The sequence below is a fragment of the Deinococcus aerius genome, assembly GCF_002897375.1.
Classification (GTDB): domain Bacteria; phylum Deinococcota; class Deinococci; order Deinococcales; family Deinococcaceae; genus Deinococcus; species Deinococcus aerius.
This window is the reverse complement of the sequence record NZ_BFAG01000008.1, coordinates 145,091-157,433: the sequence shown is the minus strand read 5'-3', so window position 1 is coordinate 157,433 and position 12,343 is coordinate 145,091. Positions and strand designations below refer to the sequence as shown.

Below are 12,343 nucleotides of genomic sequence, written 5' to 3'. Positions count from 1 at the left end.
TGCGAGTCAGCGGATGCCCAAGGGATCGCCCCACGTCCGGGCCTCCCCTACACCCCCGGGGCCGGGGGCGCCGTCGTGTCCCGCACGAGGAGCTGCGGCTGAAAGACATGGTGCGACGCGCCCAGCCGCTGCCCCTGAATCCGGCGGATCAGTTCCTCCAGGCTCTTGCGCCCGAGCTGCGCGAAATTCTGCTGAACGGTGGTGAGCGGCGGCTGGTAGAAGGCCGACTCGGGCGTGCCGTCGAAGCCGACGACCGAGACCTCCCCGGGCACCCGCCGCCCCGCCCGCACCAGGGCGGACATCACGCCCAGCGCCATCTGGTCGTTCCCGGCGAAGACCGCCGTGAAGTCCAGCCCGCCCGAGAGCGCCGCTTCCAGGGCCTGGGAGCCACTCTGCGCGCTCCAGTCCCCGTTCAGCCGGGGCAGTTCGGGCAGGCCGTGGGCGGCCAGAACGTCACGGTACCCGCGGTAACGCAGGTCGGCGTCGCTCCACTCGGGCGGACCCCCGACGTGGAGAATCCGGCGGTGGCCCAGGGCAACCAGGTGTTCGGTCGCCATCCGGCCGCCCTCGAACTGGTCCACGCTCACGCTGGGGCCGTCCACCTCAGTCGTGGCGTCGATCAGGATGAAGGGGACGCTCGCGCCGATCACGGGCACGATCTCGTGGGCGTCGTAGGGGGTCAGCAGCACCACGCCGTCCACCCCGAACTGCTGCAATCGGGCGACGGCCTGCACGATCTCCGCCGCCTCGAAGCGGCGCAGGGTGGTGAGCAGGCTCTCGTACCCCGAGCGGCGGGCCGACTGCTCGACCTGCTGCACGATCTGCGCCGGGCCGTACTGGTCGGTGGCGTAGGCGACGATGCCGATCAGTTGCGAGCGGCGCGTGACCAGCCCCTTGGCGATCAGGCTGGGCTTGTAGTTCAGCTCCCCAATCGCGTGCAGGACCCGCTCGCGGGTGGCGGGCGCCACGTTGACATGGTTGTTGATGACCCGGGAGACCGTCTGGTAGGAAACGCCCGCCCGCCGAGCAACATCGTGAATGGTGGCGCCCCGCGCCGCGACCTTCGGCATACCTTCCTTTCCCACGTCCGGCTGATCCGTCTGTTTCCCGTCAAAGCCGTCTCGCGCCGCGCAGTTTACCGTTCAAACGTCTCCGCCCGGGAGGAAAACCTTCGCTGCCCGCCGGGATGAAGGTGGGGGGGACGGGACACACCCTGGCCCCGTCCCCCCCACCCCCAGCCTCACTTCAGTCCGGCCGTCGCCATGACCCCCTCGGTCACCCGCCGCTGGAAGATCAGGTAGGCGAGCGCGGTGGGCAGGGCCGCCGTCACGGCCGTCGCCATCGTCTTGGCGTAGGCCACCCCGTACGCCGACTGCACCTGGGTGATGCCCACCGGGATGGTCAACTTGGGCGGGTCGTTCAGCACGATGAAGGGCCACAGGAAGTTGTTCCAGGCCGCGATAAAGGTCACGATGGCGAGCGCCACGGTGATGCTCCAGTTCAGCGGCAGGAAGATGCTGAACAGCACCCGCCACTCCCCCGCCCCGTCGATGCGCGCGGCGTCGCCCAGCTCGGGGGGGATCTGGTCGAAGAACTGTTTGTAGATCACGACCGCCAGGGGCGCGGCGAGCTGCGGCAGGATCAGCCCGGCGAAGTTGTTCACCAGCCCCATCTTGTTGATCAGGATGAACAGGGGAATCAGGCTCGCCTGGAAGGGGATCATGAAGCCCACCAGGAGCAGCCAGTACAGCCACCTCCGGCCCCGGAAGTCGATCTGCGAGAGGGCGTAGGCGCACAGCATCGAGAGCAGCAGCACGAACACCGTGACCGCCAGCGACGTGAAGATGGAGTTGAGATACCAGCGCACCAGCGGGCTGTTCTGGAGGATGTAGGTGTAGCTGCTGAAGTCGAGGGGGCGCGGCCAGAAGGTGGGCGGGTTGGCGATGGTGTCGTTGTCGGCCTTCAGGGACGTGACGGCGGCCCAGTACAGCGGGAAGACCCACACCGCGGCCAGCAGGACGGTCAGCGCGGTCACGACCCCGCCCCACAGCCGGGCGAGCCGGACCGAGGGGGAAACGGTGCGGGCAGGACGGGCGGTCGAGATCGTGGTCATGCGCGTTCCCCCCGGTTCAGCACCCTCACCTGGAGCAGCGAGGCGGCCAGGATCACCACCATCAGCACCACGCCGATGGTCGAGGCGTAGCCGCCGTGCTGCTGCTGAAAGCCCTCGCGGTAGGAGTAGAGCAGCAGCACGAGCGTCTTGTCGAAGGGGCCGCCGCTCGTGAGCAGGTAGACCTGGTCGAAGATCTTGAACTGGGCGATCAGTTGCAGCAGCAGGATCAGGCTGGTCACTGGCCAGAGGTTGGGCCAAGTGATCGAGCGGAACAGCCGGAAGCCCGACGCCCCGTCGAGCGCGGCGGCCTCGTAGATTTCCGGGGGAATGTTCTGGAGGCCCGCGATGAACAGCAGGATGTTGAAGCCCACCGTCCACCACACCGTCACGAACGCGACGGCGGGCATCGCCCACACGGGGTCCTGGAACCACGCGAGGGTGCTGTGGGTCAGGGTGTTCACGATGCCGAAGTTCGAGTCCAGCACCCAGTTCCAGATGTTGGTGACCACGCTGACCGGCAGGACGTAGGGCAGGAAGAAGCAGGCGAGCACCAGCCCCTTGAGCCGCTTAAGCCGCACCACCAGCAGCGCCAGCCCCAGCCCGACCAGGGTGTTGGGGATGACCGTCAGCAGGATGAAGTACAGCGTGTTCAGCAGCGCGGTCCAGAAGGTGGGCTCGCGCAGCAGCCGAGCGTAGTTGCTCAGCCCGACGTACTGCCCCTGCCCGGTGAGGTCGGCATTGGTGAGGCTCAGTTGCAGCACCCGCAGCGAGGGGTAGATCAGGAACACCAGGTAGATCAGCAGGAAGGGCGCGACCATCAAGAGGGCCGTGATTCCCCGCCTGCGAAGCTGCATCTGCTTTTCCTGGCTGACCAGACGCCCCGGTTTGGAAACGGTTTCGAGCATGACGCCGGGTTCTCCTTTCTCGGGCCCGGGGAAACGGCAAAAGGGGAAGGCCTTGTCCGCCTTCCCCCTCCCCCCCTTACTTGTTGAAGTTCTGGAGAGCCGTCTTGAACTTGCCCATGCCCTGGTCCACCGTCAGTTGCCCCAGCACCACCGGCGTGAAGTTGTTGCCCACCGCGTCGTACACCGGGCCGCCGACGCCGAAGATGGGCAGGGTGGGTTCCAGGGTGGCGTCCCGGGCCGAGGTCGCGCTGTACTGCACGTTGGGTTGCAGCGCCTTGAAGGCCGCGCTGCGCTGGGTGGGCAGGTAGGCGGGGATGTGGCCGCCGCCCGCCCAGGTCAGGCCGCCCTGCTTCTGCACGTAGCCGATAAAGGTCATCACGGCCCTCAGCTTTTCCGGGCTGAGCTGGCCCTTGGCGTTGGCGGGGATCGCCAGCATGTGCGAGTCGGCCCAGGTCCTGTTGTTGGCGTACAGCTTGGGAAAGCTCGCCACGCCGTAGTCGAACTTCAGCGTCCCCTTGGTCTTGGCGTCCACCATCGTGGGCACCTCCCAGTTGCCGTTCGCCATGATGGCGGTGCGCCCGGCGGTGAACAGGGCGACGTTCGCGGGGTACGCCGTGTTCTTGGTGACCAGGCCCTCCTTGGTCCAGTCGGCGATGGTTTGCAGCGCGGCCTTGCCCTTGGTGTCGAGGTCGGTCAGGTCGAGCTTGCCGCCCTTCACCATCGTCCCGCCCTGTTGCAGGAACAGGGTGTACCACAGCCGCCAGAGGGAGGCGGGGTCCTGGTTGGTGCTCAGGCCCAGGGGCGTCACGCCGGTCTTGGCCTTGATCTGGCGCAGCACGCTCGTCATGCCCGCGATGCTGTTCGCGCCGGTGAGCTGGCCGTTCGCGCCCAGCACGCCCGCCTTCTTCAGCAGGTCCTTGTTGAGGTACAGCACGAAGGTGTGGGTGTCGAGCGGAACGGCGTACCAGCTCGCCTGCCCGGTCTGCGCCTTGGCGTCCCCGGTCATGGTATTCACCAGGTTGGCCTGGAAGTCAGTCGGCTTCAGGCCCGCCTGGGCCAGTTCCGCGGGGGTGAGGGGCCGCAAATCCTTGCCCTGAAGTCCGGCGGGCAGGTGCGAGAGGTGGTAGGTCATTACGTCGGGCACCTGGCCCGAGACCACGCCGGTGTGGACCTTCGTGTAGAAGGGGTTGCCCCATGTCTGAGTGGTCCGCTGCACCACGATGTCCTTCTGCGAGCTGTTGAAGGTGTCCACGATCTGCTTCATGCGGATGCCGTCACCGCCACCGAAAAAGTCCCAGAACACGATCTTGGTCTGCGCGTGGGCAGCGCTTGCGAGGGCGGCGGACACCGTGAGGCCGAGGGCAATGATCCTGTGACGCATACATTCCTCCAGGGGAAGCGACGTGCAAGGGGGCCGGGCAGAGCAGGGCGGCGTGGAGCGCGGGAAGCAGCAAACGCGGCCGAAAAACGCGGCAGACAGGGGCGGAACGCGGGATGAACCGTCGGGGCTGGGTTGTTGATGTGAACGATCACAGCTTAAGCAGCCCATGAAGTTCTGTCAAGCCACCGGGGGAACCGTCAGCCCTGAGCGTGCTGGGTCAGCAGGGCGGTGAAGGACAGGGGCGGCAGCTCCAGCGTGACCGCGCGGCCCTCCAGGCGAGGCGGCGTGAACTCGTAGGGCACCACGTTGTCCGGCTGCTCGAAGGAATTGCCCGCGAAGGGGTCCTCGCCGGACATCTGCCAGGCCCGCGTCACGCTCTGCGGCGCCTCATCCTCCCAGCAGAGGTGCGTGACGAGCGGCTGGGTCTGTGACCGATTCACCAGGAACACGGCCCCCTTGCCCGTCGCCGGGTCGAAGCTCGCGGAGGCGTCGAGCTGCGGCACGGGGCCGTGGCGGTTGGTCTCGCGCAGCGGCGCCCTCACCAGCGCGTCCAGCGCATACCCGCTCGCGTGGTTGCTGAAGAGCGTCAGCGGGTAGAAGATGGTCTGCTTGAACAGCCCGTCTTTGCGGGTCATGATCGGCGCGATCACGTTCACGATCTGCGCGAGGCAGGCGATCTTCACGATGTCGGCCTTGCGGAGGAAGGTGTTCAGCCAGGTCGCCACGACCAGCGCGTCCTCCAGGTTGTACTCCTCCTCCAGGATGTGCGGCGCCTCGCTCCACTCGCCGTCGCCGCCCTTGGCGCGGTACCAGACGTTCCACTCGTCCCAGCAGAGGTGCACGTCCTTCTTTGAGCGCCGCTTCGCCTTCGACACGCGGATGGCGGCGGCCAGCGTGTCGGCGTGTTCCTCGAAGTGGACGCTGCTCGCCAGGTAGGAGTCGGTGTCAATCGGCAGCCGCTCGGTGTTGGAGATCGTCGGGTAGGGGTTGGCCGCGTAGTGGTGCATGGAGAAGTAGTCGATGTGGTCGTAGGCGTGGCCCAGCACCGTCAGGTCCCAGTCGGGGTAGCCGGGCATGGCGGTCGCCGACGAGCCGCAGGCGATGGTCTGGATCGTGGGGTCCATCCAGCGCATCAGCTTGGCCGCCTGCACGGCCTTTTCGGCGTAGGTCGCCGCGTCCATCTGGCCGATCTGCCAGGGACCGTCCATCTCGTTGCCCAGGCACCAGTATTTGACCCCGTAGGGCTCGGGGTGGCCGTTCTTCGCGCGCAGGTCGCTGTAGAGCGTCCCGGTGGGAAGGTTCATATACTCCACCAGGTCGGCGGCCTCCTGGATGGTGCCCGTCCCCAGGTTGACCGCCCACATGGGCTCGGTCTTGATCTCCCGGGCGAACTCCATGAACTCGTGCGGGCCGAACTGGTTGGTCTCGATGGAGCGCCAGGCCAGGGCGCGGCGGCGGGGGCGCTGCTCCTTCGGGCCGATGCCGTCGGTCCAGCGGTAGCCGGAGACGAAGTTCCCGCCGGGGTAGCGCATGATGCGGAAATTGATCTCCTTCAGCGCGGCCACCACGTCCTGCCGGATGCCGTTCTCGTCGGCCAGCGGCGAGCCCGGGTCGTAGATGCCCTCGTAGATGCAGCGGCCCATATGCTCGGCAAAGCCCCCGAAGATCAGCGGGGAGATCTCCGCGACGGTGCGCTGGGTGTTGAGGGAGACGGTCGCACGGTTCTGGTCCATCGGGCGTCCTTTCGGGCGGGGGAGGGCGTAAACTCCGCGGGGTCGCACAGGAGCGTGCGGCGGAACTCTTCGCCGGGGCGAGCGTTGACAGGCTGACCCCCCCAGCATACGATGTGATCGTTCACAGTCAAGCCCGTTCCCCGCTTCCTTCCCCGCCACCTCCTCCCCGGCGTCCCCGAGGTGGCGCCCCCGCCCGGACGCCACGGAGGCATTCCTTGTCATCTGCTTTTTCCCTCCCAGAGGCCCCCCATGCCTGAACGCTACGCGGTCGGGGTGGACTTCGGCAGCGAGTCCGGCCGCGCCGTGGTCGTCCGCGTCTCCGACGGCGCGGTGCTGGGCGAGGGCGTGACCCCCTACGCCCACGCCGTGATGGACCGCACCCTGCCCACCGGAGAGAAATTGGGCAAAGAATGGGCCTTGCAGCACCCCCAGGACTACCTGGACGTGTTCCAGCAGGCCGTCCCGGCTGCCCTGAAGATTTCCGGCGTCTCCCCCGACGACGTGATCGGCCTCGGCATCGACTTCACCGCCTGCACGATGCTGCCGACCACGGCGGACGGCACGCCGCTGTGCTTCCTCCCGGAGTACGCGCGCCGCCCACATGCCTGGGTGAAGCTCTGGAAGCACCACGCCTCGCAGCCGCAGGCGGACCGCATCAACGCGCTGGCCGAGGGGCGGGGCGAGTTCTGGCTGCCCCGCTACGGCGGCAAGCAGTCCTCGGAGTGGTTCTTCGCCAAGGCACACCAGATTCTGGAGGAGGACCCGGAGCTTTACGGGGCGAGCGAGCGCCTGATCGAGGCCGCCGACTGGGTGGTGTGGCAACTGACGGGCGTGGAGACCCGCAACGCCTGCACGGCGGGGTACAAGGCCATTCACCAGGACGGGCATTTCCCGGATCAGGGCTACTTCGCGGCATTGCACCCGGACTTCGCGGACGTGGTGCAGACGCGAATGAAGGAGGACCTGGCGCCTCTCGGAGGCAAGGCCGGGGAGTTGACGCCTCAAGCGGCTTCCTGGACCGGACTCAAGCCGGGCACCGCCGTCGCCGTCGCCAACGTGGACGCGCACGTGACGCTGCCCGCTGCCGGGGTGACCGAGCCGGGGCGGCTGGTGGCGATCATGGGCACGAGCACGTGTCACGTCCTCCTCGGGGACGAGTTGCGCGAGGTGCCCGGCATGTGCGGGGTGGTGCCGGGGGGCGTCGTGCCCGGCCTGTACGGCTACGAGGCGGGGCAGAGCGGCGTGGGCGACATCTTCGCCTGGTTCGTGAAGAACGGCGTTCCGCCCGAGTATCACGAGCAGGCGCGGCGGGAGGGGATCAGCCTGCACGCCCTGTTGGAGCGGGAGGCGTCCACCCAGGCCCCCGGCGAACACGGCCTGGTCGCCCTCGACTGGATCAACGGCAACCGCAGCGTGCTGGTGGACGCCAACCTCAGCGGCATGATCCTGGGCCTGACGCTGGGGACACGGGCGCCGGACATCTACCGCGCCCTGATCGAGGCGACGGCTTACGGCACGCGGGTCATCGTCGAGAACTTCGAGCAAAGCGGCGTGCCCGTCAACGAGATCGTCATCTCCGGCGGGCTCAAGCGCAACCGGATGCTGATGCAGATTTACGCGGACGTGACGGGCCGCCCGCTGAGTGTCCTCGACGTGGAGCAGGGTCCAGCGGTGGGGAGCGCGATGCACGCCGCTGTCGCAGCGGGCGAATACCCCGACATCTTCGCCGCCGCCAAATGCATGGGGAAGGCGCGGCGGGACGCCTTCGTGCCCGACGCAAAAAATCAGCGGACCTACGACAAGCTCTACGGCGAATACGTCACCCTGCACGACTACTTCGGGCGCGGCGCGAATGAGGTCATGCACCGACTGAAGGCGATGAGGAGGGCCGACTGATGTACGAGGACCTGCGAGCGGACCTCACCCGGCTGCACCTGGAACTGCCGAAAAACGGCCTGGTCACCTGGACCAGTGGCAACATCAGCGCCCGTGCCAGGGAGCACATGGTCATCAAGCCCAGCGGCGTCACCTTTGAGGACCTGACGCCGGAGAGCATGGTCGTCACCGATCTGGAGGCGAACGTAGTGGAGGGCAAGTTCAGCCCCTCCTCCGACACCGCCACGCACGCCTACATCTACCGCCATCTGCCGGAGGTCGGCGGCATCGTCCACACCCACAGCCCCTACGCGACGGCCTGGGCCGCCAATGCCCGCGAGATTCCCTGCGTCCTGACCGCGATGGCCGACGAGTTCGGCGGGCCGATCCCCTGCGGCGGCTTCGCCCTCATCGGCGGGGAGGAGATCGGTGCGGAGGTGGTGCGGGTGCTGCGCGGCCACCGCTCGCCCGCGATCATCCTGCAAAACCACGGGGTCTTCACGGTCGGCCCCACCCCGAAAGCCGCCCTCAAGGCCGCCGTGATGTGCGAGGACGTGGCGCGGACCGTCTTCCTCGCCTTCCAGCTCGGGGCCGTCCAACTCATCGCGCAGGAGCATATCGACAGGCTCTACGACCGCTACACCAACGTGTACGGGCAGAGGTCCGGCACACCCGCGAAAGGACCCGCATGACGACCCTCGCCCAGACCGTCCCCCAGGCCCAGGCCCCCGTCCACCTCGCCCCCGCCGAGGTGTGGTTCGTCTGCGGCTCGCAGCACCTGTACGGCCCGGAGGCTCTTGAGCAGGTCGCCGAACACGCCGCCATCATCGGCCAGGCGCTGAACGAAAGCCCCTCCATCCCGCTCGAAGTCGTCACCAAGGGCGTGCTGACTACCCCGGAGGACATCCGCCGCCTGTGCCGGGAGGCGGACAGCGACCCCAAGTGCGCCGGGCTGGTCCTCTGGATGCACACCTTCTCGCCGTCGAAGATGTGGATCGGCGGGCTGAGTACGCTGAAAAAGCCCTTCGCCCACCTGCACACCCAGTTCGACCGGGAACTCCCCTGGGACAGCCTGGACATGGACTACATGAACCTCAACCAGTCCGCGCACGGCGACCGGGAGGCGGGCTTCCTGCACACCCGGCTGCGGCTGGAACGCAAGGTGGTCGTGGGCCACTGGTCGGACCCCGAGGTTCACGCGCGGCTGGGAAGCTGGGCAAGGGCCGCCTGGGCCTGGCATGACCTCCAGGGCGCCAAGTTCGCCCGCTTCGGCGACAACATGCGCGACGTGGCCGTGACGGAAGGGGACAAGGTGAGCGCCGAAATGCGCTTCGGCTTCGCGGTGAACGCCTTTCCCGTGGGCGACCTGGCCGAGCGGGTGAACGCGGCGACCGAAGGAGAGGTGGACGCCCTGATCCAGACTTACCTCAGCGAGTACGAGGTGGCGACCGAGTTGCAACCTGGCGGCGAGCGCCACTCGTCACTGCGCGACGGGGCCCGCATCGAACTCGGCCTGCGCGCCTTTTTAGAGGAGGGCGGCTTCAAGGGCTTTACCGACAACTTTCAAGACCTGCACGGCCTGAAGCAGCTTCCCGGCCTCGCCACGCAAAGGCTGATGGCCGATGGTTACGGCTTCGGCGGCGAGGGCGACTGGAAGACGGCGGCCCTGGTCCGCGCGATGAAGGTGATGGCGCAGGGGTTAGAGGGCGGCACCTCCTTCATGGAGGACTACACCTACCACCTGGAACCGGGCAACCATCAGGTGCTGGGCGCCCACATGCTGGAGGTCTGCCCCACCATCGCGGCCTCGAAACCCCGCCTGGAAGTCCATCCCCTCGGTATCGGCGGGAAGGAGGACCCGGTGCGGCTGGTGTTCGACGCTTCAGTTGGGCGGGCGATCAACGTCTCCCTGATGGACCTGGGCAATCGCTTCCGCTTCCTCGTGAACGAGGTGGAGGCGGTGGACCACCCGGAACTGCCGAAACTGCCGGTGGCCCGCGCGGTCTGGGAATGCCAGCCGGACTTCAAGACGGCCTGCGCGGCGTGGATTTATGCGGGCGGGGCGCATCACACCGGGTACAGCTCCGCGGTGACGACGGAGATGATCGAGGACTTCGCGGCCATCGCCGGGGTCGAGCTGGTGGTGATCGACGCCCACACCCGGCTGCGCGAGTTCCGGCAGAACCTGCGGCTGAACGACCTGTACTACGTTCTCGCCCAGGGGCTACGGGCATGAGGGGGAAGCCGGGGATGAGACGGACCGCCCCTCTTCTCCTGCTCACGCTGGGCTCCGCCGCATTAGGCGGGGGTGACCGGCCCACCCAGCCCATCCTGAAGGGCGACCTGCAAATCCACGATCCCACCCTGCTGCGCGTCGGCCACGCCTACGTGGCGATGGGCACGGGCTACGAGAACGTGGACGGCGGCACCCTGCGGATCAAGACCTCGCGCGACGGCATCACCTGGACGGACGCGGGCACGCTGGGGGACACGCAACCCGCCTGGGTGGAAAAGCAGCTCGGGACCACGCCGCCCAACCTGTGGGCGCCGCACCTCTTCGCGCGGGGGGGCACGACCTACCTGTACTTCGCCGCGTCCCTCTTCGGGAAGAACACCAGCGCCATCGGCCTGATGACCAACGCGCACCTCGACCCGAACAATCCGGCGAAAGGCTGGGTGGATCAGGGCGTGGTGATGACCAGCAAGGCGGGCGACACCTTCAACGCCATCGATCCGGCCCGTATCGACACGCCGGACGGGCGGGCGTGGCTGGCCTTCGGGTCCTACTGGGACGGGATCAAGCTGCGCGAACTCGACCCGGTGAGCGGCAAGCTGAGGGCGGGCAATCCGAAGCTCTACAGCCTCGCCTCGCGCGCGGGCGACGCCATCGAGGCGGCCTCGGTCCTGCGACACGGCGGCTATTACTACCTGTTCGTGTCCTTCGACCGCTGCTGCGCCGGGCTGGACAGCACCTACCGCATCATGGTGGGCCGGGCGAAGAACGTGACCGGGCCGTACGTCGATCAGGAAGGTGTGCCCATGCTGCAAGGCGGGGGGAGCCAGCTTCAGGCCACCTCTGGGCGCTTCATCGGGCCGGGCGGGCAGGAAGCCATCCACGACGGCTCGCGCGACCTGCTCGTGTACCACTACTACGACGGGGACCAGGGGGGCACGCCGCAGCTTCAGGTTTCGCCGTTGCGCTGGGGCGAGGGCGGCTGGCCCACGCTCGATCCCCTGCCCCAGGGAGGCCAGCCATGAGTCACGCCGCCGCCGTCCTGACCGGCCCGGGCCAGATCGCCCTGACCGAACGCGAGCTGCCCGCCGCCGCTCCCGGTGAGGTCGTGGTCGAGGTTCGCACCGTCGGCGTGTGCGGCTCGGACATCCACATGTTCGCGGACGGGCGCATTGGCAACATCGAGATCGAGCGGCCCCTCGTCCTCGGTCATGAATTCATGGGCGTGGTGGTGCAGGCGCCGGAGGGGACCCTGGACGGGGATGACCGGCCTTTGAAGGTAGGGAACCGGGTGGCCGTCGAGCCGCACGTGGCCTGCGGACATTGCCGGGAGTGCCGCGAGGGGAACCCCAACCTCTGCACCCGCCACACCTTTATGGGCGTGTACCCGCGCGACGGGGCGCTCCAGCAGTACCTCACCGTGCCCGCCCACAACTGCTTCGTCCTGCCGGGGGGCGTGACGGACAACGGCGGCGCGATGCTCGAACCGCTGGGGGTGGCCCTCCACGCGCTGCGGCTGGGGCACGTGAACGTGGGGGACCGGGCCGCCGTCGTGGGGGCGGGACCCATCGGATTACTGCTCGTTCAACTGCTGAAACTCGCGGGGGTCACCGCCCTGCACGTCATCGAGCCGCTGGCCTGGCGCCGGGACTTCGCCGCCCGCAGCGGCGCGACCTCGGTGGCCGCCACCTACGACCCCGCCGAGGACTCCCGCTCCGACGTGGTGTTCGAGGCGGGCTGGGCGGACGACTCCGTGCAGACTTCGGCGCTGCTGGCCCGTCCGGGCGCGAGGGTCGTCCTCGTCGGGATTCCGGGGGACGACCGCTGTACGGTGCAACACTCGCTCGCCCGGCGCAAGGGCCTCTCGCTGATCTTTTCCCGGCGGATGGCACACACCTACCCGGAAGCGATTGCCCTCGTCGAGCGCGGCATGGTGGATGTGGACGCTCTCGTCAGCGACGTGTTCCCGCTCTCGCAGGTCCAGCGCGCCTTCGAGCGCCACTCACGCTACGAGGACGGCGTGATCAAGGTGATCGTGCAGGTGGGGTAGCTTACGCCGCCAGGTTTCCGGGAACGGGTGCGGTGAAGACCTCCCGGCAGTCC

At 68.0% G+C, this 12,343-nt stretch carries 10 protein-coding genes; 5 read left to right on the top strand and 5 right to left on the bottom strand.

Annotation, left to right across the window (positions count from 1 at the left end):
- Window positions 1–47 precede the first annotated feature (47 nt).
- The 5 genes from DAERI_RS12310 to DAERI_RS12290 all read right to left on the bottom strand — a co-directional run bounded on the left by DAERI_RS12310 (window position 48) and on the right by DAERI_RS12290 (window position 6,132).
- Window positions 48–1,070, bottom strand: a complete 1,023-nt coding sequence (locus DAERI_RS12310; RefSeq protein ID WP_103129719.1) for a LacI family DNA-binding transcriptional regulator — start codon at window positions 1,068–1,070, stop codon at window positions 48–50.
- Window positions 1,071–1,240: 170 nt separating this feature from the next.
- Window positions 1,241–2,113, bottom strand: coding sequence for a carbohydrate ABC transporter permease (locus DAERI_RS12305; RefSeq protein ID WP_103129718.1), 873 nt, complete (start codon window positions 2,111–2,113; stop codon window positions 1,241–1,243).
- Complete coding sequence (locus DAERI_RS12300) at window positions 2,110–3,018, bottom strand: carbohydrate ABC transporter permease (RefSeq protein WP_201262753.1); 909 nt, start codon at window positions 3,016–3,018, stop codon at window positions 2,110–2,112. Before DAERI_RS12300 ends, DAERI_RS12305 begins: the two co-directional genes overlap by 4 nt.
- A gap of 76 nt (window positions 3,019–3,094) precedes the next feature.
- Window positions 3,095–4,399 (bottom strand): type 2 periplasmic-binding domain-containing protein, encoded by a 1,305-nt coding sequence (locus DAERI_RS12295; RefSeq protein WP_165794191.1) that lies wholly within the window; start codon window positions 4,397–4,399, stop codon window positions 3,095–3,097.
- Between the two features lie 197 nt (window positions 4,400–4,596).
- A complete protein-coding gene (locus DAERI_RS12290) occupies window positions 4,597–6,132 on the bottom strand; it encodes an alpha-N-arabinofuranosidase (RefSeq protein ID WP_103129716.1) in 1,536 nt (511 codons plus the stop codon).
- A gap of 249 nt (window positions 6,133–6,381) precedes the next feature.
- Here DAERI_RS12290 and araB point away from each other — a divergent pair, with 249 nt between their 5' ends.
- From araB to DAERI_RS12265, 5 genes are read left to right on the top strand one after another with little or no spacing between them, the layout of a single operon-like run.
- Window positions 6,382–8,028: a ribulokinase gene (araB, locus tag DAERI_RS12285; protein ID WP_103129715.1), complete on the top strand. Its 1,647-nt coding sequence runs from the start codon at window positions 6,382–6,384 to the stop codon at window positions 8,026–8,028.
- Window positions 8,028–8,699: an L-ribulose-5-phosphate 4-epimerase gene (locus DAERI_RS12280; RefSeq protein ID WP_103129714.1), complete on the top strand. Its 672-nt coding sequence runs from the start codon at window positions 8,028–8,030 to the stop codon at window positions 8,697–8,699. The genes araB and DAERI_RS12280 overlap by 1 nt, the downstream gene beginning before the upstream one ends.
- Window positions 8,696–10,243: an L-arabinose isomerase gene (gene araA / locus DAERI_RS12275; RefSeq protein WP_103129713.1), complete on the top strand. Its 1,548-nt coding sequence runs from the start codon at window positions 8,696–8,698 to the stop codon at window positions 10,241–10,243. The genes DAERI_RS12280 and araA overlap by 4 nt, the downstream gene beginning before the upstream one ends.
- Window positions 10,244–10,257: 14 nt before the next feature.
- Window positions 10,258–11,265, top strand: a complete 1,008-nt coding sequence (locus tag DAERI_RS12270; RefSeq protein ID WP_103129712.1) for an arabinan endo-1,5-alpha-L-arabinosidase — start codon at window positions 10,258–10,260, stop codon at window positions 11,263–11,265.
- Entirely contained in the window at window positions 11,262–12,290 is a 1,029-nt protein-coding gene (locus DAERI_RS12265; protein WP_103129711.1) for a zinc-dependent alcohol dehydrogenase, read from the top strand. The genes DAERI_RS12270 and DAERI_RS12265 overlap by 4 nt, the downstream gene beginning before the upstream one ends.
- Window positions 12,291–12,343: the final 53 nt, after the last annotated feature.

Bases quoted from the DNA above. Each gene is read 5' to 3' on its own strand.
- DAERI_RS12310 (WP_103129719.1), bottom strand. From the start codon at position 1,070: ATGCCGAAGGTCGCGGCGCGGGGCGCCACCATTCACGATGTTGCTCGG.
- DAERI_RS12305 (WP_103129718.1), bottom strand. From the start codon at position 2,113: ATGACCACGATCTCGACCGCCCGTCCTGCCCGCACCGTTTCCCCCTCG.
- DAERI_RS12300 (WP_201262753.1), bottom strand. From the start codon at position 3,018: ATGCTCGAAACCGTTTCCAAACCGGGGCGTCTGGTCAGCCAGGAAAAG.
- DAERI_RS12295 (WP_165794191.1), bottom strand. From the start codon at position 4,399: ATGCGTCACAGGATCATTGCCCTCGGCCTCACGGTGTCCGCCGCCCTC.
- DAERI_RS12290 (WP_103129716.1), bottom strand. From the start codon at position 6,132: ATGGACCAGAACCGTGCGACCGTCTCCCTCAACACCCAGCGCACCGTC.
- araB (WP_103129715.1), top strand. From the start codon at position 6,382: ATGCCTGAACGCTACGCGGTCGGGGTGGACTTCGGCAGCGAGTCCGGC.
- DAERI_RS12280 (WP_103129714.1), top strand. From the start codon at position 8,028: ATGTACGAGGACCTGCGAGCGGACCTCACCCGGCTGCACCTGGAACTG.
- araA (WP_103129713.1), top strand. From the start codon at position 8,696: ATGACGACCCTCGCCCAGACCGTCCCCCAGGCCCAGGCCCCCGTCCAC.
- DAERI_RS12270 (WP_103129712.1), top strand. From the start codon at position 10,258: ATGAGACGGACCGCCCCTCTTCTCCTGCTCACGCTGGGCTCCGCCGCA.
- DAERI_RS12265 (WP_103129711.1), top strand. From the start codon at position 11,262: ATGAGTCACGCCGCCGCCGTCCTGACCGGCCCGGGCCAGATCGCCCTG.